Here is a 26,784-nt window from a genome sequence, read left to right as displayed (position 1 = left end):
AAATTTATAATAATTAGCATGAAGCAATTAACAGAACTAAACTCTTGGACAGCTTTAGAAAAACATTCCGAATCACTACGTTTAATCCCGCTTGGTGATTTAAAAAAAAGCTCGATTAATCGAGATATACAACTTAAATTACACACCGATGGACTTAGCATCGATTTTACCCATCAGCGCATTAACGAAACTACTCTTGAGTTACTCATTGCCTTAGCCAATGAGCGCAATCTTAAAGAGAAAATTAATGACCTCCTCCAAGGTGCCAAGGTTAACCAGAGTGAAAACAGACCTGCCCTGCATAGTGCTCTCCGTGCATCGGGTGAAAAACCAATCTGGGTAGATGGGCATGACATTATGCCTGACATTATTACAACCCGGGAAAAAATGGGTGAAATTGCCGCCCAAGTTAGAAGTGGGCAATGGTTGGGTTATTCAGGAAAACCTATCTCTGATATAGTGAACATTGGGATCGGTGGTTCTGATTTTGGTCCTCGATTTTGTCTTAGCGCGCTCAAAGAATATGTAAACTCTGATTTAAATTTTCATTTTGTATCTGATGTGGATCCCAAAGCGTTTGAAAATGCGGTAGCTAAGCTTAAACCTGAAACTACCTTATTCATTATCTCATCAAAATCCTTTACCACCAAAGAAACCTTGTACAATGCGGAAAAAGCCCTGGCTTGGCTCAATCGCAATCAAGATATAGCTAAGCATTTTATCGCAGTCACAGCTAACGTAGAAAAAGCGAAAGAATTTGGCATTCCTAATGTATTACCTATCTGGAATTGGGTAGGCGGAAGATACTCTTTCTGTTCTGCCATTAATTTAATCACTTGCATTGCTATAGGCTATAATCGTTTTAAGGAGTTGCTTGCCGGTGCGAATGCTATCGATGAACATTTTTGCTCTAAAGCATTTCACGAAAATATTCCTGTGCTCATGGCGCTTATAGGATTATGGAATATTAACTTCCTACATAGTTCAAGTTTGCTCATTCTCGTTTATGCCCAGCAATTAGAACAGTTAGTCCCCTATATTCAGCAGCTTGATATGGAAAGTAATGGGAAATCGATTGATAATCAGGGGCGCTCAGTTAACCATGCAACAGGACCTATTGTTTGGGGAGGCTTGGGAAATCAAGCTCAACATAGTTATTATCAGTTGCTCTGTCAGGGTACTCATCAAGTTGCAGCCGATTTTATTTCAACCAAAGAATATAATGGCGAACTAATTAATTCCTTCTGCGATGCCAAAATGCGAGTTTTAAGCGAGGGGATAAGTTCTCCCGATAATCCAAATGGCTATATCCCAGGGGGAATACAAGTTAGCCATATCAGTCTGGAATCTTGCTCTCCTTTTAGCTTTGGTGCCTTGGTGGCTCTCTATGAGCATAAAGTCTACGTCCAAAGCGTACTTTGGGGGATTAATTCTTTTGATCAACCAGGGGTTGAAAGCGCTAAACGTCAAAAAGCAATCTTTGATAAGCAAGTGAAGCAACGGGAAACTTTGGCTGTATTGTAAAAATTTGACATCCACTTCTGCCTCCTGCAAAGACGAAAGGTCCAGATCCAACCAACGCAGCTTGGCTTGATAGCCGTCAAGCTAAATCTTGTTTAGCTTATAATTCGATCTTCTAGGCTAACAATCAACCGCTCGGACACTGAGCTATCCCACGAAATGAGGATCTAAGGAATTTGTATTCATTTTATTCCGTTCAACCTGAGGAGCACGCAGGGCGTGCGTCTCAAAGGCTTGAGGTACGCGAATGCCTGGTTCTGAGGTTCTCGAAGGGGCTGTCCTGAGGTTCTCGAGAGGGGCTTTTTGCGACACTTCGAGACAGCGCTGCGCGCTTCCTCAGTGCGAACGGTATAAACAGAAAGAACAGAATTTCGTGGAGATAAAAGATGATTTACAACGCTACTGAGAGCCTGAATGGAATCAAATAAATCCCCTTAATAGGACGGCTATAGGCCTTGACCCAACAAACCTCATTGATGCAACCGGCTCTGCTCTACGATCAAACGCAAGGTCTCCTCCATGCTAACTTCTGGTTTCCAGCCCAGCACTTCACGAGTTTTAGTAATATCAATTTGCAATGATCCACATAAGCGTTGTAAATCATCTTTCCGGCCCAAAAGGTTAGCAACTAAACTGAGCATACTCTGTGGTATGGGTAATAGTCGAGCAGGTTGCTTCATGATCTGACTCATCTTTTTTAATAACACCGTCGTTGATATATCTTCTCCGTCACTGACTAGAAAAATTTGATTCGCAGCGGCAGGATGCTCAATACAGGTGAGGATGAGGCTAAGAAGATTATCAATCGATACAAAACTGCGTTTGTTGTTTATTGCACCTAAAGGTAAAGGAATTCCTTTTTTTAACCAGTGAATTAAACGATGGAAATTCCCTTTTGCACTCGGTCCATAAACTAAGGGAGGTCTAATGATGACAATTTCCATGTTGCTTTCTTTTGCTATCCGTTGCAACCCGCGTTCTGCTTCATATTTAGAAATTGCATAAGGATTGCTAGGATTTGGCAAATCATCTGCAGAAAACACTTGGCTGCGGGTTGTCGTGTTTCCATTCACACCGATTGTACTAATAAAGATAAACCGCTTCACCCCTTGTTGGGCAGCTTGACCTGCTAAATTTAAGGTAGCCTCTGTATTTATTTTTCTATATTCGCTAAGAGGATCTTTGGCAGTCTCTTTCATGATGTGAGCGCGAGCAGCACTGTGAATGACTACATCGCAACCTTGCAGCATCACACTCCAATCCGCATTGATGGATAAGTCGACGGGTGAAAAAACAGTCATTCGCGGATCTCTAAACTGCTCTCCAGCAGCTCGTAGAACTATTCGTAAGGAAACTTCGGTATCCTGCAAAAGTCGTTTGACTAACTGCCCGCCGATAAACCCCGTTGCTCCCGTTAACAGGACTTCTTTCGGTTTCATATTATTTCCCTTATTAATGAATTGATGCTGAAAACTCCATGACCTGTGGTTGGTTGGCAGATTGTCGATGGGTCCTCGCATATAAAAAAGGTTTTTCAACAAAGCGATATGATAAATAAGCTACGAAAAAAGTGAACACGATGGCAATAGCCATACTAAGCCAAAAACTTTGAGTAATTAAATTAATAACCAGTTGCTGTATTGGAAAAGCATAAATATAAATTCCGTAAGAAATATCAAACTTTCCATTTATCCATTTTTCTTGAAAAGAAACACCAACGATTACCGTTAATGCAGCAAGACTTAAAGTACCTAACACTTGCATTTCGGGACGCCCCTGCAAAACGGTTAACAACGCTATGGCTGCAATGGCTAAATAAGCCCTCGATGTATACCAATTATCTTGAGTCATCGACATGAGTGCGCCACCGGCAAAAGCAATTCCAAAGAGTGCTAAGTAATTGAGTGGAATTGAGTAAAACCCATAATTTTTACCTGTCTTAGTCAAAATCATCGTGATTACGATACATGACAGTAGCAAGGGTAAAATCGACTTCCAACTGTTGATGTAGGAAAGCACAACACCAATAATAATATAACTAGCGAATTCTACCGGTAAAGTCCATAAACTGCCATTAATCACGTCTTTGCATAGAAAATCAGAAAAAACACCTGGAATGGGTCTAGCCATAAATGAAGAATACATAACTGAAGTTTTCAAAGTGGATAAACTAAATAAGTAATTGATAGTCGGACTGGATGTAAAAATACTACCGATTAAGTAAACCATCACTAAAGAGCAGACAATTAGACCGGGAAAAATACGTCGACAACGTTTTGCCATAAAGACTGCAAAATTACCAGAGCTAGTAAAACTTGCAGGCATAAAATAGCCCGATATCGTAAAAAAAATGACGACAGCAACAAAGCCAAAGGTATCCCAATGGAGAAAAGTTGGTTCAGCTAAGTTTGATAAAGCGAAATGATGGCTAAAAAGCACCAACACTGCAGCAAAATGCCTAATCAAATCAAAAGAATTATTTCTACTTGCCATTAGCGTCTCATAATCAAAACAAAACTACCGTCATTGCAAACCTATGTTGTTGCCTGATTTAGACTTTGGCCCACTCTGAGGAAGTCAACCGTTTTTAAAACTGCCATCCCTGAAGGTAGGGAGCCATTCTCCTTTGAAGCCCTGTGCTATTGAGAAATAGATTCTCGATTTCGCGAGAATGACAGTGAATACTACTGATTCCTCAAGGCCAAAACCTACCGTCTGGCAAATAGCCGCGGCTTGGATACTAACAATGCTTACAACGACGGATATTACCTAAAGCTGATAATTTTACACATTTTGGTTTGTCATTGAATTTTTATTCAACAACAGAGAATTCCCTCGCTTCTTGCTTACAACATCCCGATAAAGTCGTTCATATTCAGCGACCATTTTATCGGCAGTGAAAAGCTCCCAGTATCGCTCACCAGCTTTTTGCCCCATAGCGTTGGCCTGCTCAGGGTTATCCCAAAGATATTGCATTGCAGATCGCAGGGAATCTGAATCTCCAGGAGGTACGACAAGTCCTGTTTCGCCATCGATATTAATATAACTGGTACCTGTACCAATTTCTGAAGAAATTAAAGGCTTCGAAAACATCGCCCCCTCAAGAAGCGAAACACCAAAAGCCTCTGAGCGCAAATGAGATGGAAATATGACCGACAGGCATAGTTGCAAGAGCGCAATTTTATCTTCTTCTGCTAATCGACCTAGAAAGTGAATATTAGTTAGCCCTAACTCTTGAGTCAGTTTCCTTAATTCTTCTTCAATAGGCCCTGTTCCTACAATTAAAATAGGAAATGAAGTACCTTTAGCAGCTTCTAATAAAATATGTAACCCTTTGTAATAACGCATTACTCCAACGAAGAGAAAAAATTTATCGCCATAAAGATTTCGCCAATAAGTTTGGCGTTCCTCAGGAGGGGTTGCATAATTTGATTTATTGAGACCAATTGGAATAACCGTCACTTTATTATGATATTTCTGCAACACAGGGCTTGTAGAAAAATAATTAGGTGAGGTCGCAACAATAGTACCTATAGCCTTTAAAAAACAATGCATTAAAGGACGATAAAAATAAAATAAAGTTTTTTGGCGAACAATATCTGAATGGTAGGTTAAGATTGATGGCTTCTTAGTCCTTGAAAATAAATGCAAAATGTCTGCAAATGGCCAAGGAAAATGATAGTGGATCACATCAGCTTGCTCAGCAATTTTGCGAAAATCTTTTAACAAAGAAAAGGAAATACTATTTGATGCAATGTTAAGACTTTCTTTATAACGAATAATTTTGATACCAAGGTATTCTAATTCTCTTGGTTCAGGATCAGGTGACAATGATAAAATTGTATGATGGAAGTTGGATTGTTGATTACGGACAATTTGCGCAATAACACGCTCTACCCCACCAAAAGCATCACCTAAAAACGTCTTATAAACATGAAGAATTTTCATGAAGTCCCGAATTACTAAATAATGGCTAAAATCATTTGAGCAGAGCTATTTAAGCCCAGAAAAATCTTATCTTCTGAATCTAAGCCTAATAACTTGCTAAGCTAAATTGCATTTTAGCGAGTTTATTGACCCAAAGTAAATATCACTGCCATTATGTTAGGGGCATAAGCTCCTTTGTTAATGTACGGCGACTTGTTCGCGGGCTCCAGAGATCCGAGTAAGAAAAAAGATCGCTTGGATACCGCGGACAAGCCGCGTTAGGTTAGGTAGGCAAGAGTGTAGAGCTTGCAACAACGCCGGACAAACCACGGAAAGTAAAAAAGCAACTCCTTAATTTAATTGCAGTGAAAATAAATAGGTTTTTTTATTCGATTTTTAAATCTTCGTGACAAGAATTAATCCATTTCTATTTCTGCGCTAATCCTTTAAAATCATGCTACCAAAGGTACAAGGGCTAGATATGCAAAAAGAAATTTTGACATTAACGAGTCTAAGATTTGTTGCGGCCTTCTATGTATTTTTATTTCATATCCAACTTTATATTCCTTTTTCTTCCCATGGTAATATTGCTCGCTTTTTAAGCGAAGGAGCCTGCGGGATGAGCCTATTTTTTATCTTATCCGGCTTTGTCTTAGGTTATCGATTTCATAATGGCGTCTCAAATTATAAAAACTATGCTTTCAATCGTTTCACACGTATTTATCCAGCCTATTTTTTAGCCGCTGTGGTTACCATCCCCTGGCTAATCAGCTCTTTATCCTTCACTGAACCGAATCAAAGCTTTCGCTATGTCTACGTCATTGTTGTCAATCTACTCATGCTTCAAGCGTGGATTCCCCAGCTTTTTACAACTTGGAATAATGGTGGAAGTTGGTCTCTCAGCGTAGAAATGTTTTTTTATGCTTTATTCCCCTTTTTTATTAGCCACTTAAAAAATTTGACTAATAAACAACTCGGGATTGCGCTCATCGTTCTATATTTTTGCTCAGCCCTGCCAGGGTTTTCATTGCTCTTATTTAATCCCATCCCCAATAATATCGTATTCTATTCTCTGCCCATATTTAGGGTCTCTGAGTTTTTGATTGGTGCCGGTTGCGGTCTTCTTTTTGCGCGAGGTATTCGCGTGGCGCATTCTAGCCTCTGTGCAACTCTTTGTATGATTCAACTTTATTCCCATTTAACCTGGGGACCAGCCTATGGTCATATCGCACTCGCCCAAAATTTTGCAACCGTCCCCTTAATAAGCATTCTAATTTTTAGCCTAGCTTCCCTCAATTCTGGCCGCTTATACAATTTCATGACTCGGCGCAGTTTTATCTATCTTGGACGAATTAGCTACTCATTTTATTCTTTTCAAGCATTGATATTAATGACTATGGTAAGTAAGCATAATGAAATCATAACTCAGTATCCTTTACTCTCTAACAATGTTATTTTAGCTATCCTTGCATTTTTTATGTTAATTGCCATTTCCATCATTTCACATCATTTTGTTGAAATCCGATTTAGGAATTATTTAAATAAAAAATATGAGAGACTCGCTATGAAATATCGCTACCTCAGATATAAAATTAGGCTTGCTTATGATGAAACCCTACACTAAAGATATTTTACGTACTGTTGCTGTCAAATTAGTGTTGCTTTTTTTATTATGGTATTTCTGTGTAAAAGATATGCATCCTAATTTATCTAATAGCAGAGAATGGTTGTTTGGCAAAACCGAACATCAGGTATTCACACCATAAAAAAGAGGCCGTTCCATGACTTTTTCAGCTGAACTTGTTGATTTATCCAGATTACAATTTGCTCTAACAGCCTTATATCATTTTTTGTTTGTCCCGTTGACGCTTGGACTTTCTCTCATGATAGCGATCATGGAAACAGTCTACGTGATGACTGGTCGAGATATCTGGCGTCAGATGGTCAAATATTGGGGTTTGCTGTTTGGAATTAATTTTGTTTTGGGAGTAGCAACAGGCCTTACCATGGAGTTTCAGTTCGGTACGAATTGGGCTTACTATTCGCATTACGTAGGAGATGTTTTTGGCGCACCCTTAGCTATTGAGGGAATGATGGCTTTTTTCCTCGAGGCTACTTTTGTGGGTTTATTTTTCTTTGGATGGAATAAATTATCTAAATTGCAGCATTTGATTTGTACCTGGTTACTGGCCTTGGGGACTAACCTTTCTGCGCTGTGGATTTTAATTGCAAATGGTTGGATGCAAAATCCTGTTGGTGCTTATTTTGACTATCAGACCATGCGTATGGAAGTCAGTAGTTTTTATGACTTACTCTTCAATCCCGTTGCGCAGGCAAAATTTGTTCATACCATCAGCGCAGGCTATGTCACAGGCGCGATGTTTGTACTCTCTGTTAGCGCCTATTTTCTCTTAAGAAAAAGAAATATTCCCTTCGCCAAACGCTCTATGACGGTTGCAGTCTCTTTTGGACTTGCTTCCGCTTTATCCGTAGTTGTGCTAGGTGATGAAAGTGGTTACGTTGCTAACGAAAACCAAAAAATGAAAATTGCCGCGATCGAAGGAATGTGGCATACCGAAAAGGCACCAGCAAGCTTAACTCTCTTTGGTATACCGGATGAACAATCGCATTCTACTAAATATGCGATCGATATTCCTTTTCTTTTAGGCATTATAGCTACCCGTTCTTTTAACACCCCGGTCGAAGGAATCATGCAATTAATCGAGCAAGGAAAGGAGAGAATTAAAGACGGCATGATCGCTTACGGTGCTTTAAAAACTTTGCAAACCGATCCTAACAATACAATCTCCAAAGCACTATTTGAGGGTCATGTTAACAATTTGGGTTATGCCTTGTTACTTAAAAAGTACACTGAAAATGTCAACGATGCGACTGAGGAACAAATTAATAAAGCAGCCAATGATCTCAAACCCAAAGTTTTACCAATATTTTTTTCGTTTAGAATTATGGTTGCCTGTGGGATGTATTTTATCCTTCTTTTTGGCGTTGGCTTTTATCTTTCGGTCAGGCATCGCTTAGAAAAAACTACTTGGTATCATCGAATCGCTTTTTATTCTTTACCTCTTCCTTGGTTAGCTGCCGAACTTGGTTGGGTTGTTGCTGAGTATGGCCGCCAGCCTTGGGCTGTTGAAGGAGTATTACCCACTTTTATGGGTGTTTCTTCTTTGACCTCAGGTCAGGTTTTAACTTCTATTGCGGGATTTGTACTATTTTACAGTGTGCTTGCAATAGTTGAGCTGTATTTAATGGTCAAATACATTCGCCTTGGCCCAGACAACATGAGCCATTAACAGGAGGATCACCTAATGCCTTTAGATTATGAAACACTGCGAGTAATATGGTGGTTATTGATCGGTATACTTTTAATAGGTTTTGCCGTCATGGATGGTTTTGATTTAGGCGTAGCCATGGGGCTCCCTTGGCTAGCTAAAACCGATACCGAAAAACGCATCATGATCAATAGCATAGGACCGACTTGGGAGGGAAATCAGGTATGGTTAATTTTAGGCGCTGGAGCTATTTTTGCAGCCTGGCCTACTTTATATGCCTTATCGTTTTCAGGGTTTTATTTTGCTATGTTGCTGGTACTTTTAGCTTTGATATTAAGGCCGGTGGGTTTTAAATATCGTTCTAAAATCGATAATCCTGCTTGGCGACAACTCTGGGATTATGCCTTATTCATTGGAGGTTTCGTTCCTGCTTTAATTTTTGGCGTCGCCGTTGGAAATGTCTTACAAGGTGTTCCCTTTTATTTTGATGAAAGCTTAAGAATATTCTACACAGGAGCATTTTTAGACCTACTCAATCCTTTTGCTATCGGATGTGGCTTGCTCTCTGTGTTGATGCTAGCGATGCACGGTGCTTTTTTTCTGCAGATAAAAACAGAGGGAGCCTTGCAAAGTAGAGCAAGAAAACAGGCGCGCATTACCGCCCTTTTAGTTATCTTGCTTTTCATTGCCTTAGGGGTTTGGACTTATTTTCAAATCAAGGGCTATGCTCTACAATCCCTTCCCGCCCATGATGGACCTTCTAACCCGACTTATAAAGAGGTTATTTTGCAAACCGGAGCATGGTTTAATAATTATAAAGCCTACCCTATTACCATGCTTGTGCCTTTATTGGCTTTATTTTCAGCTTTTTTAGCTTTTATTTTTGCAAGAAAGACTATCTTGGCTTTTGTTTTGAGCGGTATCTCTGTGGGTACTATTATCGCGACCGTGGGAGTGTCTATGTTTCCTTTTATACTTCCCTCCTCGTCTAATCCCAAATTTAGCTTACTTGTTTGGGATAGCTCTTCAAGTCAGCTTACCCTATTTATCATGCTGATTGTTACTGCCATTTTTTTACCTATTATCCTTGCCTACACCGCTTGGGTTTATCGCGTATTAGGTGGCAAAGTGACTGAAAGCTCAATCAAAAACGCTGATTCAGCCTATTAGGAGAAACAATTATATGTGGTATTTTTCCTGGATTTTAGGCACAGGCTTAGCCTGTGTTTTTGCAATTGTTAATGCAGTTTGGCTTGAACTTCGAGAAAAACCTGAAGGTCTTGTGGATTTGAGCACAGAAAAAAGCTCTGAAAGCTAAGCTGTAAAACTGCATTATTTTGTAGCCACTACTGGCTAGTTACGAAAAACACTGCGAGCGTTGTCACCCAATTCACAGTATTCTTCCTTTTCATAAGGAGGAATACTACTCTTATCGTCAATCTTCTCCTTGATATAGATCTTCCTTAAATTTCGTCTATCGACTATATCGCCTTCTAAATTTATTCGCAGAGCTTCCATATTATAAATATGCAGAGTAACACTAATCCCTGGACCTAAATCTTTTCTGCGCTCGAGTTGATGAACAAAATTAGTTGTTAGATCATCGCTATTCGAATGGAATCGATATCTGTCAACTCGCCTTATTAAGCGGGCTTGATCGCCATGAGGCCTATAATATTTTTCTGAAATTGGCTCATCAAGCACGATGACCGTTCCTTTATATTCATGATCGTGAATTAAGGTCTTTTGTCCTTGAGAAAACGCAAATGCCCATATTGAGAAAGGGTTTGTTTTATCGGGATGGTCATAAATAAGATATCTGCCAACTTGAGATCCTTGCCCGGTACTTGAAGTTTGAGGAGTATAAATTGAATGGTCTAATGTTAGTTGACCTTGCGCAAGAAGCTTTGGCAATAATTCTGAAACCGTATCATAGTTCACTACTTCTAATCGGCTAAACTCCTTTTTTATTGCATCACTATTTGCTTTGTTTACATCGCCAATCTTTGATCTCATTTTTCGTCCTTTAAGCAAACCTAAAAATTATTTCCATAGTAAGGAGAGTGTGTTTATCCGTCCGAGCTGTTTCGGACAAGATTAGCTCCTATTTCAAAAAAATAGGATAAACATTATTAATCAATGCTTGATTAATAGTCAACATTTAAATTAGACTACTTGATCTATAATTGTTCATATATATTTTATTTTGGATATTTGACGTCTTTGAATAGTAAATTTTGTTTTAAGGTGCTTGAGATATGAAAGAAAAGGACGAAAGTAACTCCGACAATCGATCTGAACAAAACCCCTTCGGGAAAGTACCCGAGAAAATTCATTTCATCTGGGTGGGTGGGCCTATACCTCCTAAATATCTACGCTCAATTCAAGGCTTAGCGGGAGTAGCAAAAAGAAGTGGCTTTGAAATTAATTTATGGGTTGATGATGAATTGAATTACCACAAAACTTCAGCACGAGAAGAAATAAATATACCTAATTTAAGGATAAGAAATATTGATGAATTAAAAGATAAAATGCAAACCGATGAGTTTTATACTAACGAACCTGAAAGATACAAAAAATTTTGGGAATACATTGAAAGAGAAGAGATTGGATTTAATAATTTTTCTGCCATCTCAGATTTTCTAAGAGCAGAGATTTTACGCCAAGAAGGTGGAAATTATTTTGATACGGATATTATTTTTATTATTGATGAAAATTCAAAGCTCGTTTCTGATGAACTTCCTTTTGGTATTAAAATACATGGCAATTTTTTCGATAAGCGTGTAGGTATTGTAAATGGCGATATTATCGCAGTAACGCCAAATCATCCTGTCATGGAAATGGCAGTCAAGCTCATGCTGGAAAGACATAAGTCTTATGACGATTCCTCTCTGCCTGAGGAGTATAAAAAGCGCTTTGGACTATATTCAAATACAATGGATGCTAAAAGGATGCCCTATCAGGGTATAAAACCTCCTAACATAAGACGTAACCTAACCATTGAAGCAGGGCCGTACGTAATGGAAGATGCTATGGAGTCCTTTCTTAGTTCAAATAAAACTGAAGGGGATTGGGACACATTACGAGTTACCCAAGGAGGTATTGATTATGATTTTAAGGGTTATATTGCAGGGATTGAAATTGAAGCTCATTGCGATAATACTTGGCTAAGCAAGAAAACAAAAAAAGGGCAAATGGCTTTTGATACCCATGCAATTGCCCCCCTGCGTCGTAAATTTAATATTGAATCTACGAATCTTTCAAGCCATGATAAAAAATATGATCAGCTATTTTCTGAAATTCATCGTCTATTAGCTAATGATAAAATTGAAAATAAACATCAAGCCAGCTTCACGTTAATTCACAACTATATTACCGAAACGAACAGACAAGATCATTTAGAACGATTAGTTTCAGTACTTATAGGTAACCCAGACTATCAATATTTACGATTAGAAAAACCTGGCCTGAATGAGCTAGTAGCTTTAATTAACAAAAAAATAGAATACTTCAAATTAATTGAGATATTACAAACCATCCTAAAAGATACAACCCTGGAACTTAGTGAGAAAAAAAAGCACGCTTACCCACTCATTTCTAATTTTGTGATGACTGCAAATGACCCTCAACTATTAAACAGGTTCTCTTTAAAGCTTCAAGAGGATCAGTTTAAAGATCTTACAACGGGTCTTTCGAACATGACGCTCCTTTTAATTAAAAAAAGATTAAATCGCGTTAAATTGGAAACTGTTCATGCTGAATTCAAGTCAGTCACTCAAAATAAAACTAGTCAACGAATTAATGCCCTATGCAAACTCATTGAACAGGTTAAGGATAAACCATTATTGGATACTCGTTTATTCCAAGATATCAGCAATAAAATACAAATAGAGTTGCAACGAAAAATTGAGCGCAGGTCTAAAAAAGTTGATTTTTTTCAAAAAGATAAATCAGGTCGCGACTCGACAACATTGTTATATCAAAAAATTATTTCCATCCTTGAACTGGGTAATAATAAAAAAGAAGCCCCCCCTATAGCTCGGTCAAAAACCCTGAGCAAAGGCAAATAGTATAGCTACCTAACTTTGCAATTATAGTTAATCCACCAACATTGCAACTGGTGGATTAGATAATAATTTATTCAAATTCAGTTTATATTTGCGTAACCCACCAGTAACACTAAGTAATAAGCATATTAAGAAAAAGAAAATTTGTTCTTGTAGGCGTCGACGACATTGGAAGGCATGAAAGGACAAACGAAATAAAGCGATTCGACTTAGCTTAGACCAACTGTCAATAAAACTGCATTGACCTACGCCAACCAACTCTGCAATTAAAAGTGCTTGCGTAAACCACCAACCATTCTTGATTTTTTTAAACCGGTTGAGATAAGCCTTTACTCCTAAATTGACGCCAACTTGATTATGCGCATGTTGTCGATAAAGCATGGAGGAGTTTTCATCAATATACCATTTAAATCCATTTGCTCGAGCAAAAGCGTAGCAAAACCAATCGTGTAAACTGACTTCTTGTAACAGATTCCAAACTTCAATCATCCTGGCTTTTAAAGCATGTATTAGCTTAGCTGTCATCACATAGGTGCAACCAGGTCCTGCTGCTTCAAAAATATAATCCCATTGTTTTTGAGGTTGTGCTTTATTGATGAGAATACGTTTACCATCGGGCCAAAATGCGGTGACATTACTTGAATACGCATCACAACCAGAGGCATTTAGACAATGGATTGCTTGAGAGAGTTTATCTAGATTCCAACAATCGTCTTGATCCGCAAAAGCGACAAAATCAAATTCTGCGAAATCAACATCGCGAATGAGGCGAAAAAAATTCCGCGCTGCCCCACCAAATGTTTCACCATAAGGTAAAACTCTAATCCTTGGATCACGCGCCGCTAACTCCTTAAGCCAATGCACACTTCCATCGGTCGACAAATCGACACTCACAAATAAAATAGGATTCACATTCTCCTGATTAAGAATGGTTTCAATCTGCTCTTCAAGATAATGCATACCATTATACACAGCCAAAAGTACTGCACATTTAGGCGCATTTACATTAGTTAAAACCAAAATAAATCGCTCCTAGCTTAGGTCTGTTGACGACTCAATTCATCAAAATTTGAGTTATTAAGATTAGTTTGCAGGGTTGAAATTCGCATCAGTTCTGCAAAAAACCATAAAAAAAACATCATCATTAAAAAGATAAGATTCAATAAAATATAGAATTGCGGTGCAAATCCCATAAATAAAGCATTGTAAGATATTTTAATAAAAATGAGAAAAGTATAGATGTTGGGACATTTTTTAAACAAGTGGAAAGCAAGAATAAAGCTGAGTAACATCAAAGCAAAAGCCCAGGCAACAAGCGGCAAGCCACCATAAAGTAAAAAGGGATAAAACTCAGTACCTACGGTATAGCGAGCCACGAGAGTTGGTGCATAAATATAACTTTCAAAGTTCTCGCGGCTGAAAGGAGAAAATTGGCTAATCAAGAAATTTTGATTAATAAACTGCTCAGCAGCAATTGTCGCAAAATTAAAAATTGGCGTAGTGATATATAAGATAATTTGCTGCAACAGCGCTGGTAAACTAGCAAATACGCTAGTTAGGGGATAAGAACCTTCTTGTAACATCGTTCCCGAAGAAGGCACTATAAATGCTGAGCCACTTCTGAAATAACCAATAATTGAAAAAATAAATAAGCAGCCTAGCGGAATCAAGCAAAATAACAATTTGCCTGTTGTTTTTGATCTTGCTGTATTGCTGGAGTCATAAATCAATATTACACACAAAAATAACGCATAGCATGAGAGAAAAAAACGATTTCTATCAATGATAAGAATAGGAAATAAAAGCGCATAGCTGATAAAAAGAACCTTTAGCTTAGACGATTTAAGAAAAATAAAGGCGATAGGAATAAAAATCCAACATAGCGTAGTGATGTGTCGGACATATCGCCCCACCCCATTAAAATCTGCATAAGTTGCAGGATGAAGTAATTTAAAGCCATTAACATAGATATCTATCGGCCCACAAATAAAAATAAGCAGGCATAAGGAAAGCGTCACAAAACGATATCGGGGGTGAGCAATTAGGTATTGATAATAATCATTCATCCTCATCTTTAACGGTATTAGAACCATAGACAATAAAACAGGGACAGTAATAATAGAATAAAGAATAAATAAACCAAAATAATAGGTTTCAGGGATATAGAAAAAAGTAAATAAAAGTACAAGCGCAAAATAGACAGGTAGTAAAAAATAAAATGCAATGGAGTTAATTAATTTTTTCAAGATCTTAGCTCGGTTTTTAGTTTAAAAAATGCACTCACGCACAAGCTAAAAAAACAGCTTAAATATTGTTTTTGTAAAAAATTAATCTTAGCTCTAGTTTTATACCTTACTGAGGTTAAATAGTTTGCTAAAATCTGTCTATTAATATAACGCTCAATAATCAACTCAAAGGTTTTTATATTTTCAATTCTTCGCTGACGATTTTTAGTTTTAGAAACATTCGTTGAATGTATGCGATATAAACTCACAATCTCATCAATATAGATAACAGCATCCGGGATTTCTAATAAGGATAAAAACAAATCGTAATCCTCAATGCGACAAGATTCATCGTAGCGCATCGTTTGATGATGAGTCTTCTTTAGCAGATGCGTTGGCCCAGCTACACACCAATGTTGAATAATTTCCTTAGCTAAAAATTTGGGATCCGCTAATCGTTTAATATTACCACCATGAAAGCGAATAGAACTAGGGTGCAACACAGCCCCCGACTCATTGATGACTTTGGCATCCGCCAAAACGCAACGTAAATTCGGTCGGTCTTTAAATTGTTCGTAAAGTATTTGCGTACTGCCGCAAACAACCATATCGTCAGAAGCGCAAACTCTTAAATAGTCGCCTTTAGACCTATCAATCATCCGATTAAGTACAGCGCTTATTCCTTTATTTTCTTGAGTGGTATAAAAGATAGCGAATGCATCATGATTTGCGGCAGCCCAAGTTTGAATAAGCCTCATTGAATTATCGCTTGAACCATCATCGACGATAATCACTTCTGCGGGAACCGTGAGTTGCTCGATATCTAAGCGTAGGCTCTCTAAAAGAAAGGGCAAATATTGTTCGTGATTATAGCTTGGAATTAAATAACTTATGATTGGGCGCATAGGACTAAATCACTCTCAAGATTTCTAAAAATAAGAAGGTACATCACCAGCCAATAAACCAAATAACTAGCCGCATAAGCCCAAGTCGCTGCCTGAAGCCCCCAGTTATCTGTCATTAAAACAACTGCGAAATAAAAACCAATAGCAAATAGGATTTCACTTAGGACGAAATATTTCGTCATTGCTTTACTTAACATCAAATAAGACAACATCCAAGATCCAATTTTAAAGATATCACCAATAAGCTGCCCCAAAAATAGCTCTCTGACGGGAAAAAATTCGCTGCTGAATAGCATGTTAATAATGAAATCACGCAATAAATACATGGATAGAGCAGCTACAACAGCGACAGGTAAGATGATTTTATAACCCTGAATTATTTCTTTTTTTAAATCAGAAGAATTCTTTAGCTCCGACAGTCGAGGCAAATAATAAATGCCGAGGGTTGTTGTCACCAATAAAAGATAGGCAGAACTAAGCCGCCATATTGCCTCCCAATAACCTGCCGCAGCCCAACCTTCTGTTTCGCCCAAATGATTACGGATAAAAATCTGACACAGAGGGATTGATACTGCAGCAGTCAGTGACATCAGCGTATATTTCGCTAAGTTTCTAGCAATTTTTTTATCGAACTTGCCTAGTAAATAAGAGAATTTAAACCATTCAACTCGATAACAAAGCCCTAAACTGACAAAAAAAGCAAAGGATTGAAATAGAGTTAGAGCGACTAATGCGCCATAAAGTCCATAGCTTACCGCCAAAAGGCTAGTTATCAGCAGAGCAAAAATACTGCCAGCTATATTTGCTGCAATATAGCGCTCAATTTCCTTTTTTCCATTTAAAATGGCCAAAAGCAGTGCATTAAAGACAAAAAAAATTAAGGATGCGGCAAACCAAAGAAAAACACTGAAATAGGCTTCATCATGTAAAAACCAAGAAGCCAGGGGCTTAGAAAATAAGATAATGATTAAGGAAGTAAATAAAGCCCCGAAACACGCAATCGTTCCTGCTGTACGCCAAACGGCCTGCTGCTTTTCCTCGTCCTCATAATATTCTGCGGTATATTTAGTGACTCCTGTATTAATTGCTCCACTAGCAAAGGTAGTTATCATGGTTATTGCATTTTGAAACTGCCCCAAGGCTGCATAACCTGCCGGACCTACATAGACGGCGAGCAGTTTATTAATGCCTAGCAAAGTCAGTATTCTCACTATCACTGCTATGGCATTAATTAAACTCGTTCTTATTAAGGTCATAGCCTTAACTCATCGCGTTCGGTTTAAATGCGTTGCAAGCTTCAATCACTTTTTCAACTTCACTAAAAGAAATCGTCGGCCCCATCGGTAAACTTAAGACCTCTTGATGAATACTTTCGGTTAAAGGGTAAGAGCGCTGATTAAAATTTTTATAAGCCAATTGTTTATGGGGAGGAATAGGATAATGAATCAGCGTTTCCACCTCTTGTTGACGGAGATGTTGCTGCAGTTCTGCTCTATTGCTTGCCCTTATCACAAATAAATGCCATACATGCTGCTCTTCGTTGAGAAGTTTAGGCAAACTTAGGGCTGGATTTTTTATATCCTCCAGGTACATCTGAGCTACTTGGCGTCGATGGGCAGTCTGAGTATCCAGATATTTTAGTTTAACAGTGAGCATGGCTGCTTGCATTTCATCCAAACGACTATTCACTCCCTGATAAAGATTTTTATATTTTTCATGCGAACCATAATTACGTAAAGCGCGCACTACTTCAGCTAATTGAGGATCATTAGTCGTGATGGCGCCAGCATCCCCCAAAGCGCCTAAATTTTTACCCGGATAAAAACTGAAACCGGAAGCATCTCCCCAATTTCCAGCCTTGCGCCCGCCGATACTCGCGCCATGCGCTTGCGCAGAATCTTCTAACACGAGCAATTGATGACGCTTAGCAATATCCAATAAGGCAGGCATATCTGCCAATTGTCCATAAAGGTGGACCGGTAAAATCGCCCGCGTTTTAGGGCTGATGGCTTTTTCAACTTCCTCGGGATCTAGATTAAAACTATGGGCCTGGGGCTCGACAAAAACAGGGGTTAAGCGATTTTCAGTAATCGCTAAGATACTGGCTATGTAAGTATTAGCCGGGACAATCACTTCATCGCCCTCTTTTAGACGCTTAAGCTCTTTCCAAGCGCGCAAAGTAAGGGTTAAGGCATCTAAGCCATTGCCTACGCCGATACAATATTCGGTATTGCAATAATTCGCAAAAGCCTGTTCAAATTCGGCCAACGCTGTTCCACCTATATACCAGCCTGAATCAATTACTTTTGTGCACGCTGCAACTAATTCATCACGCATTGCTTGATTGATATTTTTTAAATTAAGGAAAGAGATCATTTATTCACCATTTTTTTAAAATCTTGATAAGAACGAATATAATCCGCTTCATTGTATTCTTCACTAGCAAATACAATTAAAACGCAATCGGCGCTAAAATCGTGCATTTCCCGCCAAATCATATTGCCAATCGGCAATCCTTTTGTTGGCGAGTTTAACCAAAAATCCTCTCTGATTTTACCGTCATCAAGGACTATGCGACAACTTCCAGCAACACAAACAACAAGTTGCCGCAAAGTTTTATGAGCATGAAATCCGCGACTTACTCCAGATTTGGTATCAAAAATGTAGTAGGCGCGCTTTAAATTAAAATGAATATTCGAGCCTTGTTGCACTGCAATTAAGCTTCCCCGCGTATCACCTATGACCTTAATATCAATTAAACCATTAATCTTCTCTGATTTTGTATAAGGCAGTTTAATAATCTTATCCATAAGCGGAGCGATGCTATCTTTTTCATTTAAAATGGGCTCTTCGTTGAATTGCCAATCAATTCCTAGGCTTGGATCATCCCAACGCAGACAGGCTTCGGATTCTTTATTATAGAAATCGGTGGTTTTATAAAGAAAATGAGTATCGTCTTCGAGAGCGACAAAACCATGGGCAAACCCCGCTGGTATCCAAATCATTTTTTTATTTTCCGCACTCAAATGATGACCTACCCAACGCCCAAAGGTGGGTGAGCCTTCGCGAATATCAACGACGACATCATAGGCAGCACCGTGAATAACACGAACGAGTTTTCCCTGGGCATAAGGCGGTAATTGATAATGAAGTCCACGCAAAACCCCTTTTCGAGAGAGAGAATGATTATCCTGCACAAAGCTGGGTGGTATTTCGAGCTGTAAATTTTTTAATTCACAATGAAATTGCTCTTCATTAAAACTTTCAAAAAACCAACCCCGTTCGTCGGCAAAAACCCTCGGTTCAATAACAACAATCTCAGGGATATCTGTTTGCGTTAATTTCATGCATACACTCCCATCGATTGCTTAAGAAATATTGGGCAAATCTTCATTGTATATTTCCTAAAATTCCTTTAAGCATTCTTACCACCCCCGGCTCCCAATGAGGCAGATTCAAAGAAAAATTCTGCGCTAATTTTGCAGTTGCTAATCTTGAATTAAATGGCCGCTTTGCTGCTGTCTTATAATCACTGCTCTGAACGGGATTAATCGCTTTGACTAAAAAACTTTGCCCAAAAGTTCGTGCAGTATTGACTATAAAATTGGCATAATCATACCAGGAAATTTCCCCACAAGGCGCCAAATGATATAACCCACCTAATTCAGCGTTTATGAAAGCAGTACTCAAACTCTGTGCGCTGATATCGGCAAGTAAATCCGCGCCCGTGGGTGCACCAATTTGATCAGCAACGATGTTAAGGACCTCTCGCTCCTGCGCTAAGCGCAGAATCGTTTTGACAAAATTATTACCCTGATAGCCATAAACCCAACTTGTACGAAAAATTAAATGCTTGCAACCTGATTCCTGAATTGCTTTTTCTCCCTCTAATTTACTTTGCCCATAATAATTAATTGGTTTAGTAGGATCGCTTTCTTCCCAAGGTTTAGAACCGCATCCCTCAAACACATAATCGGTTGAGTAATGCAACAGCCAAGCGTCTAAAGCAGCCGCTTCTTGCGCTAAAACTTGCGGGGCCTGAGAATTGATGAGACTTGCTAGCGACGTTTCTGTTTCAGCTTTGTCCACAGCAGTATAAGCGGCGGCATTAACCACCACATCAGGTGCGACGCTACGAATGGTTTGGGCAAGGCCATCTAAATGAGTCAAATCACCACAAAGCACCCCATCACCATAACGATCAAGGGCAATTAATTCACCAAGCGGGGATAAAGCGCGCTGTAACTCCCATCCTAACTGGCCATTTTTTCCAAAAAGAAGAATTTTCATTGTTAAATGCACCCATTAGCTAGACTCTTATTTAAAAATAAGAGTTAGCGATCTTCGAGTGAGCACCCAAATAACTCCCGTAAAAAATCCTGCAAACAAGGCTAAAATTAAAACTAATTTTTTATGAGGGGCAATCGGTAAATCAGGAATAATAACCTCTCCGTCTTGTTTAAACAGCATCACTTTAGCTGGATTAATTGTGATTTTTTTATACAGCTCAAGCATGGCTTGTGTTTCGCGCAATTTAAGCCCTGAAGGTGCAAAGGCATCTGAAGACACTCTATTTTCGATATTAGTTAACTCTGCCTGCAAAGCAACGCTACCGCGCAAATACATTAAACTGGGATCATTGGCCGCTGAGGCATCGGTTATTATTCTCGAAATAGAATTTCCTTTAACCCCGACGGCTTGCGCAACTTTAATGGCTTCTTTCAACTGCTGGACCCGATCAAGACGCTGACTATTTGCTACTTCTCGAATTGAATCGATTTGTTTCCCTAGCTCGCGCATGACATTTTTATGTTGATGATCTATATCCGTTAAGATGCCCTCAAGCGCTTTTTGCTTAGCTAAAGCGATGTATTTTGTTACCCATTCAGCATCTTGCTCGGGAGACCTTCCCTGAATAGCAACAATATAATTCGAAGGAGGGGTTGTGAAGCTATTTGGCAACGATTTGATTTCTTTAATCTTTAATGATTTGGAAAAATTCGCATAAAGTTTAGCCTGAGATAGCGCTGTTTTATTTTTCATTGAAGGCAAAAAAACCCTGTTAAAAAACAGTCTTTTCGTTGATTCAGCTTGGAGCTCTTTAGTAAAAATGTCATAAACTTCTTTTACTTCATAGGGATTCAACAGCGATTTTTTGGACCTTAATCGCCCCTGATTAAGTGCGGCAATATCACCCTGAGAGGGTGGAGAGATGAAGCTTACTGCCTCATAAACAGGGCTAGCGAGCAAAATACAGGCAAATCCTAAAAATAAACCCAGAGTGGTTGACAGAGTGATTAATAATTTTTGCTTCCATATCGCTTGTAGAAAATCAATCAAGGTCATTTCATTATTAATGCGTGCTTCCTTTAATTGCTGCCCTTCCACTCTAAACGCTCCTCATTTTAGGGTTAATCCAACTAGGCTGGCTGGATAATATCATTATTTTTCACAAAACAATAACTGTAGAAACTGTGTTGGAAATTTGGTTCTAGCATACCTTAATGAAGTGGTTGTAATCCCTTCGAAGGCCAGGATTCATTCCTAATTGAGTATCGCGCCCCTTTGATAGGGTGAAAATTAAAGCTTAATGAGAATAATTAATCCAAATTGACGCTCAAAAAACATGAGATAGTTCAGTTTCGGAATGACATGAAGGAGTTACAATGACTCAATGAAAGAAAATTCGCATAATTGGGTCAATTGGAGATATACTGTTCTGATGTTCATAAATCGGAAGGCTACATGTCCTTAAAGGCCATGTATAACGAAATTGCGGGACATTATGCTACTGCAGATCGGTTTGGCTCAATCAGTAAAAGCCATCTCGTTGCAATAGAACAGATTAGAAAACATCATCTAGGTTTAAGACCCAATTATAAAGTACTAGATTTTGGTGTTGGTAACGGTGTTTTTTTAGAAAAACTCAAACCTTACATGCCCGAAGCCAATTTTACTGGAATTGATATTTCGCAAGAAATGCTAAGCTATGCGCGTAAGCTAATCCCATTAACAACCATCGAAGCGAGTGCAACAGAAGCCAGTCACTATCTTCCTCACCATAGTCAGGATTTAGTGCTTGCTCATTTTATTAATGCTTATATCCCTATTCATACCTTGTTTCATGAAGCTAATCTTCTAACTCGCGCAAATGGTCATTTTTCTCTCATCACCACGACTTATGAATCCTTCCCTGTCGCTCAACAACATTTAGCCAAATTTATTTCTGAAGGGACTATTTTAAGTAGCGTGGTCGGTCACTATTACAAAGCGATGGTAAAAAATACCACTGTTGCTTCTGGCCAAGAAGAATTAATGAATATCTTTGCGCAGCACAAATTTAAAGTGATTGAGCACCAGCGTTTAGAGATTCCGGTCACCATACAAAATATCGATGAACTTGCCGAATTCGGCATCGATGGCACCTGGTTTTTAAATAGTATCTCTATGCGCATGCTGCCAAAGAATTTTTTGATCCAGCGTTTAAAACGCCTTTTTGGTCAGATTTTTACCTTTCCTTACCATGACACGCATATTATTGACGTCGTCTTGGCTAAAAAATAAGATATAAATACCACTCCATTTTCAGTGAAAGACGCCTATGCCTTTGCAAGGAGATCGCCTGGTGGTTTATCAAACAATTAAAAATTACCTGCCTCGTTGGGATCTTCGACAGTTGCAAACCAACAATATTGTCATGATTACCTTCTGGAGTCAGTTTGCATCTTATGCGCTGAATACCATCTTAATTCTCTTTTTAACACGTCCCCTCTTTATGCATGGCTTAGGCTATGATCAAAAAACTGCTTATGCCTTTATAGGGGTCAGCCAAGCAACGGGCTATCTCATGCCAGTTCTTGGCGGATTTATGGCAGACAAAATATTAGGTGTCCGACGAGCAATTTTGCTGGGCAGTCTTTTAGTTGCTTTAACGTATTTATTGGTGATGTTAAGCGGTTATACGCTTGAATCTTATGGGGATAAACTATTTATTGCCGCTTATGCACTTTTACCCGCAACAAATTCGCTGTTAATGGGTACTACCTCATCCATGGTTTCGCACATCTATTCAGACGATGCAGTTAAAGCAAAATCGGCGATGACCTTTTATTATATGGCAATTAATATTGGCGGCCTGCTAGCGACTATTATTTCCCCCGCTCTGCTAGATAGTCGCTATGGTCCTTTATCTGTATTGACACTTACTTTCGTTGGTAAATCGATAGCTGCTCTTAATTTTGCCAAACGCTATTCAATTTACAATAATGCCATTTGGGGGAAAGATAAGCTTCGTCTATCGTTTAAAAATAAAGCCCAGCTCATCTTCTACATTTTAGGAATTTATTGTTTTACCCTTTTTGCTTACTCTTATGTTTATCTGGCAGGTATCATCGTTGGAGTGGGTTGCGTAGTCGGAATTTTTTGGTTTTTCTTGGCTACTTTGAAGCTTAGGGGGGCAACTCGATCAAAACAATTGGTCGCCTTATTCTTAATTATTGAGGCGGTTATTTTTTTTATTATTTATAACCAAATGAATACGACTTTAGTGTTATTTGCAAAAAATAACTCTAATTTACAACTTTTTGGCCTAAGCCTGTCACCCGCTCAATACCAGCTTCTAAATCCCCTACTGATTATTGTGATTGGCACCCAATTACCACGTTTTTATCGTTTATTTCCTCGTTTTACTATTCCCTACCAATTTGCCTCGGGAACCTTATTAGCAGGCTGTGCACTGCTTCTAATGGCCTTTGCTTGTACACAGGCCAATAATGGTTATGTGAATGGTAATTATATTGGCCTTACTTATATATTAATTACACTTGCCGAGTTATGGGTTTCTGCGATTGGCTTAAGTATGATCGGTCTTTATTGCGCTAGCGAAGGGATCGCTTTTGCAATGGGTGTATGGTATTTGGCAGCCTCTCTATCAAATACTATTTCAGGTCGCTTAGCAGGTTATGTTGCCCTTCCAAACAATTTACATTCAGCGATAGAAAGTTTGGCAATCTACCAGCATTATTATTTTATTATCGGGGCTTATACTTTTGGGCTAGGACTTATGATGGTCGCCCTCGCTTTTTGGCTACAGCTTAAATTGGCTAAAAAAGGGATTAGTTTAGTGTAGGCTGAGACATTTGGCTCAACCTACCATCTGTGCTTAAGCGCGGCCGTATACGTCTTCAAAACGGACGATATCATCTTCACCCATGTACTCGCCACTCTGTACTTCGATCATAACCAGATTGGTCAGTCCGGGGTTTTCTAAACGATGTTTATGCCCCGCAGGCACATACGTCGATTCATTGGTATTCACAAACAGCTCTTTGTCGCCATTGACCACTTTAGCCATTCCACTTACAACAATCCAATGCTCATTGCGATGGTAATGCATTTGCAAGCTAAGGCTGGCCCCAGGTCGCACTTCAATTCGTTTAATTTTAAAACGTGCGCCCTCTTCTAGTACTGTATAGGTTCCCCAGGGTCGATGGACAGTACGGTGTAATTTATGAGCATCATGGCCTTGTTTTTTTAATTGGGTATAGATGGTTTTAATATCCTGGGCACGTGCTTTATCTGCAACTAAAAGAGCGTCAGCAGTATCGATAATGAAGAGATCTTCAATGCCCACAGCGGCAATTAAGCGATCTTTTCCTCGAATATAACAGTTCTTAACTTCATGCAATAAGGTTTCACCTTCGATGCGATTACCTTTATTATCTGATTGAATTAACTCACCCAAAGAACTCCAAGATCCAATATCGCTCCAGCCGATCTGACAAGGGACGACGGCAACTTGTTTAGATTTTTCAATTAGCGCATAGTCGATAGAATCTTCTGGCACTAAACTAAAGGCTTCAGCATCAAGTTCAAGCTGCATAAAATCTTTACCTGTCGCAGTATCTGAAGCGTCGATGCAAGCTTTAGTGGCAGCAAGAATATTTGGGCAACAAAGTTCTACTTCCTGCAATAAGGTTTTGACACTAAAACAAAACATGCCCGAATTCCACAGAAAACGCCCTGACTCTAGATATTCTTGCGCTTTCTCTAAACTGGGTTTTTCTACAAATCGCAGTACTTGATTGCCTTCTGCTTCAATGTAGCCATAACCGGTTTCAGGAGCGGTAGGCTGAATTCCAAAAGTAACAAGCTTACCTTGCTGGGCCAGTTTAGTTGCTTCTGCAATAGCCCGGGCAAAAGCTGTTTGATCTGTAATGAGATGATCAGCAGGTAATACAAGCATGAGCGCTTCTTCATCTTGAAAAGAACGCTTAATTTGCAATGCAGCGCCGATGATAGCGGCTGCAGTATTGCGGCCGAAAGGCTCTAAAATGTAAGACAATGTTAATCCAGTTTGATCGGTTTCACGATACTCATCAGTGGTTTTAAAAAATAAATCACGATTCGTTACCGTTAAAATCTCTTTCACACCTGGTAAATGAGCACCACGCAAAAAGGTTTTTTGTAATAAGCTCTGTCCATCAGCTAAATGGATGAAAGGCTTCGGATGTAATTCTCGAGAAACGGGCCAGAGCCTTGATCCAGCACCACCACATAAAATTGTTGGTATTAAACGCATTGATTATTTTTCCTTTACAAACCTAAGTTATCTCGCTTGAAAACCCGATCAGCACGATAACTTGAACGTACTAAGGGACCAGATGCTACTTCAAAAAAGCCTTTTTGTAAGCCAATTTCGCGTAATTCGACAAAAGTTTCTGGCGTTACATAACGTGCAACAGGTAGATGGTTTTTAGTTGGCTGGAGATATTGTCCTAGAGTCAAAATGTCAACATTTTGTGCTCTTAGCTCGTCCATAGTCTTAATGATTTCTTCATCGGTTTCACCTAGCCCCAACATTAAACTAGTTTTGGTTAAAACATCCGGACGGTAACGTTTAGCAAAGGCTAGAACCTTCAGTGTTTGCCAATAACCTGCGCGATTATCACGTACGGGGTGAGTTAAGCGCTCTACTGTTTCTACATTTTGGGCAAAAACATCGACTCCGCTATCTAAAAGCGTAGTAATATCTTTTTCTACCCCTTGAAAATCTGGCGTTAGAGCCTCTATTTTAGTTTTGGGACAGCGCGCTTTAATTGCGCGAACCGTATCTGCATAATGCTTCGCGCCACCATCGGTTAAATCATCGCGATTCACCGATGTCAGAACCACATAATCAAGATTCATTAAGGCTACGGTGTTAGCAGTATTTTCAGGTTCTTGAGCATCTAGCCAACCGTGGGGGTTACCAGTATCGACCGAACAAAAACGACAGGCACGTGTACAAACGGCGCCCATCAGCATAATGGTTGCAGTACCATGCGACCAACATTCAGCAATATTAGGGCATTTAGCTTCCTCGCAAACCGTTGCTAAACGATGTTTGCTTACTTGTTCTTTGACTTGGCTGTATGCTGCCGTTGTCTGGTTGACGATGCGCAACCATTTTGGTTTTGGCAAACGTTCGGAGGGAACGTCGGTTGATTTTACACCGTCTTTGATGGCAATCACGCCCTGTGCAGTTTTGTATTTGTGCCCGCTTTCAATCACTACAGGAATATCTATTAATTTACTCATAGTAGTACCGATAATACTTAATGCACTGATAATCCCAAATCAGCCAGGGGAGATCAAGTTAATTCCAAAAAAACCTAGTGTAAATGCGTGTATTTTTCAACCAAACTTACCTGTTGTTGCTTAATCAGTTCAGGCTGAAGTATCCAAGGAATGTGTATTAATTCAATTCAGCCTGAGAAGCACGCGCATGGCGTGAGTCCCGAAGGCTGCCCTGAGGCTCTCGAAGGGGGGAGCTTTTGGGACACACTTCGAGACAGCGCTGCGCGCTTCC

At 39.2% G+C, this 26,784-nt stretch carries 23 protein-coding genes; 9 read left to right on the top strand and 14 right to left on the bottom strand.

Annotated elements, in window-relative coordinates; genetic code table 11:
* Positions 1–18: 18 nt before the first annotated feature.
* A complete protein-coding gene (pgi, locus tag Lnau_RS04465) occupies positions 19–1,524 on the top strand; it encodes a glucose-6-phosphate isomerase (RefSeq protein ID WP_058504813.1) in 1,506 nt (501 codons plus the stop codon).
* A gap of 467 nt (positions 1,525–1,991) precedes the next feature.
* On the opposite strand, the gene Lnau_RS04460 is transcribed toward pgi, so the two are convergent.
* The 3 genes from Lnau_RS04460 to Lnau_RS04450 all read right to left on the bottom strand — a co-directional run bounded on the left by Lnau_RS04460 (position 1,992) and on the right by Lnau_RS04450 (position 5,469).
* Positions 1,992–2,960 (bottom strand): UDP-glucose 4-epimerase family protein, encoded by a 969-nt coding sequence (locus Lnau_RS04460; protein ID WP_058503946.1) that lies wholly within the window; start codon positions 2,958–2,960, stop codon positions 1,992–1,994.
* Positions 2,961–2,973: 13 nt separating this feature from the next.
* A complete protein-coding gene (locus Lnau_RS04455) occupies positions 2,974–4,014 on the bottom strand; it encodes an acyltransferase family protein (protein ID WP_058503945.1) in 1,041 nt (346 codons plus the stop codon).
* A gap of 291 nt (positions 4,015–4,305) precedes the next feature.
* Positions 4,306–5,469 (bottom strand): glycosyltransferase family 4 protein, encoded by a 1,164-nt coding sequence (locus Lnau_RS04450; protein WP_058503944.1) that lies wholly within the window; start codon positions 5,467–5,469, stop codon positions 4,306–4,308.
* A gap of 460 nt (positions 5,470–5,929) precedes the next feature.
* On the opposite strand from Lnau_RS04450, the gene Lnau_RS04445 reads away from it, so the two are divergent.
* From Lnau_RS04445 to cydX, 5 genes are read left to right on the top strand one after another with little or no spacing between them, the layout of a single operon-like run.
* Positions 5,930–7,072 (top strand): acyltransferase family protein, encoded by a 1,143-nt coding sequence (locus Lnau_RS04445; RefSeq protein WP_058503943.1) that lies wholly within the window; start codon positions 5,930–5,932, stop codon positions 7,070–7,072.
* Positions 7,053–7,214 carry a cytochrome oxidase putative small subunit CydP gene (gene cydP / locus Lnau_RS16345; protein ID WP_157070626.1) on the top strand — a complete coding sequence of 54 codons (162 nt, stop codon included), beginning with the start codon at positions 7,053–7,055 and terminating at the stop codon, positions 7,212–7,214. The genes Lnau_RS04445 and cydP overlap by 20 nt, the downstream gene beginning before the upstream one ends.
* Positions 7,215–7,229: 15 nt before the next feature.
* Positions 7,230–8,759, top strand: coding sequence for a cytochrome ubiquinol oxidase subunit I (locus tag Lnau_RS04440; RefSeq protein WP_058503942.1), 1,530 nt, complete (start codon positions 7,230–7,232; stop codon positions 8,757–8,759).
* Between the two features lie 15 nt (positions 8,760–8,774).
* On the top strand, positions 8,775–9,908 hold the full coding sequence (cydB, locus tag Lnau_RS04435; RefSeq protein ID WP_058503941.1) for a cytochrome d ubiquinol oxidase subunit II: 1,134 nt from the start codon (positions 8,775–8,777) through the stop codon (positions 9,906–9,908).
* A gap of 13 nt (positions 9,909–9,921) precedes the next feature.
* Positions 9,922–10,056, top strand: a complete 135-nt coding sequence (gene cydX / locus Lnau_RS15975) for a cytochrome bd-I oxidase subunit CydX (RefSeq protein WP_065240242.1) — start codon at positions 9,922–9,924, stop codon at positions 10,054–10,056.
* Positions 10,057–10,091: 35 nt separating this feature from the next.
* Here the strand turns inward: cydX and Lnau_RS04430 are convergent, their stop codons facing one another.
* The gene (locus Lnau_RS04430) at positions 10,092–10,754 is read right to left on the bottom strand and encodes a cupin domain-containing protein (protein ID WP_058503940.1); all 663 of its coding nucleotides are present in this window, start codon (positions 10,752–10,754) and stop codon (positions 10,092–10,094) included.
* A 242-nt stretch (positions 10,755–10,996) separates the two neighbouring features.
* Here Lnau_RS04430 and Lnau_RS04425 point away from each other — a divergent pair, with 242 nt between their 5' ends.
* The gene (locus Lnau_RS04425; protein ID WP_058503939.1) at positions 10,997–12,808 is read left to right on the top strand and encodes a glycosyltransferase; all 1,812 of its coding nucleotides are present in this window, start codon (positions 10,997–10,999) and stop codon (positions 12,806–12,808) included.
* Positions 12,809–12,835: 27 nt separating this feature from the next.
* Here Lnau_RS04425 and Lnau_RS04420 read toward each other — a convergent pair whose 3' ends face one another.
* The 8 genes from Lnau_RS04420 to Lnau_RS04385 are packed head-to-tail and all read right to left on the bottom strand — an operon-like array spanning position 12,836 to position 21,323.
* On the bottom strand, positions 12,836–13,825 hold the full coding sequence (locus Lnau_RS04420) for a glycosyltransferase (RefSeq protein WP_065240241.1): 990 nt from the start codon (positions 13,823–13,825) through the stop codon (positions 12,836–12,838).
* A gap of 17 nt (positions 13,826–13,842) precedes the next feature.
* Positions 13,843–15,051: a hypothetical protein gene (locus Lnau_RS04415; protein ID WP_058503938.1), complete on the bottom strand. Its 1,209-nt coding sequence runs from the start codon at positions 15,049–15,051 to the stop codon at positions 13,843–13,845.
* A complete protein-coding gene (locus Lnau_RS04410) occupies positions 15,048–15,935 on the bottom strand; it encodes a glycosyltransferase family 2 protein (RefSeq protein WP_058503937.1) in 888 nt (295 codons plus the stop codon). The genes Lnau_RS04415 and Lnau_RS04410 overlap by 4 nt, the downstream gene beginning before the upstream one ends.
* Entirely contained in the window at positions 15,920–17,191 is a 1,272-nt protein-coding gene (locus Lnau_RS04405; RefSeq protein ID WP_058503936.1) for an O-antigen translocase, read from the bottom strand. The genes Lnau_RS04410 and Lnau_RS04405 overlap by 16 nt, the downstream gene beginning before the upstream one ends.
* Before the next feature lie 4 nt (positions 17,192–17,195).
* The gene (locus tag Lnau_RS04400) at positions 17,196–18,311 is read right to left on the bottom strand and encodes a DegT/DnrJ/EryC1/StrS family aminotransferase (protein WP_058503935.1); all 1,116 of its coding nucleotides are present in this window, start codon (positions 18,309–18,311) and stop codon (positions 17,196–17,198) included.
* Positions 18,308–19,282 carry a dTDP-4-dehydrorhamnose 3,5-epimerase gene (rfbC, locus tag Lnau_RS17020; protein ID WP_058503934.1) on the bottom strand — a complete coding sequence of 325 codons (975 nt, stop codon included), beginning with the start codon at positions 19,280–19,282 and terminating at the stop codon, positions 18,308–18,310. The genes Lnau_RS04400 and rfbC overlap by 4 nt, the downstream gene beginning before the upstream one ends.
* A gap of 43 nt (positions 19,283–19,325) precedes the next feature.
* A complete protein-coding gene (gene rfbD / locus Lnau_RS04390; protein WP_058503933.1) occupies positions 19,326–20,225 on the bottom strand; it encodes a dTDP-4-dehydrorhamnose reductase in 900 nt (299 codons plus the stop codon).
* 27 nt (positions 20,226–20,252) lie between these two features.
* Entirely contained in the window at positions 20,253–21,323 is a 1,071-nt protein-coding gene (locus Lnau_RS04385; protein WP_058503932.1) for an LPS O-antigen chain length determinant protein WzzB, read from the bottom strand.
* A gap of 357 nt (positions 21,324–21,680) precedes the next feature.
* On the opposite strand from Lnau_RS04385, the gene Lnau_RS04380 reads away from it, so the two are divergent.
* Both Lnau_RS04380 and Lnau_RS04375 read left to right on the top strand, forming a co-directional pair.
* Entirely contained in the window at positions 21,681–22,499 is an 819-nt protein-coding gene (locus Lnau_RS04380) for a class I SAM-dependent methyltransferase (protein WP_058503931.1), read from the top strand.
* Positions 22,500–22,560: 61 nt separating this feature from the next.
* Positions 22,561–24,063: a peptide MFS transporter gene (locus Lnau_RS04375; RefSeq protein ID WP_058504811.1), complete on the top strand. Its 1,503-nt coding sequence runs from the start codon at positions 22,561–22,563 to the stop codon at positions 24,061–24,063.
* Between the two features lie 33 nt (positions 24,064–24,096).
* On the opposite strand, the gene Lnau_RS04370 is transcribed toward Lnau_RS04375, so the two are convergent.
* Entirely contained in the window at positions 24,097–25,515 is a 1,419-nt protein-coding gene (locus Lnau_RS04370; protein WP_058503930.1) for a mannose-1-phosphate guanylyltransferase/mannose-6-phosphate isomerase, read from the bottom strand.
* A 14-nt stretch (positions 25,516–25,529) separates the two neighbouring features.
* The gene (gene lipA / locus Lnau_RS04365) at positions 25,530–26,513 is read right to left on the bottom strand and encodes a lipoyl synthase (protein ID WP_058503929.1); all 984 of its coding nucleotides are present in this window, start codon (positions 26,511–26,513) and stop codon (positions 25,530–25,532) included.
* Positions 26,514–26,784: the final 271 nt, after the last annotated feature.

Source organism: Legionella nautarum (assembly GCF_001467895.1).
Classification (GTDB): Bacteria; Pseudomonadota; Gammaproteobacteria; order Legionellales; family Legionellaceae; genus Tatlockia; species Tatlockia nautarum.
The sequence above is the reverse complement of the archived record's forward strand: the minus strand, read 5'-3'. Positions and strand labels throughout refer to the sequence as shown.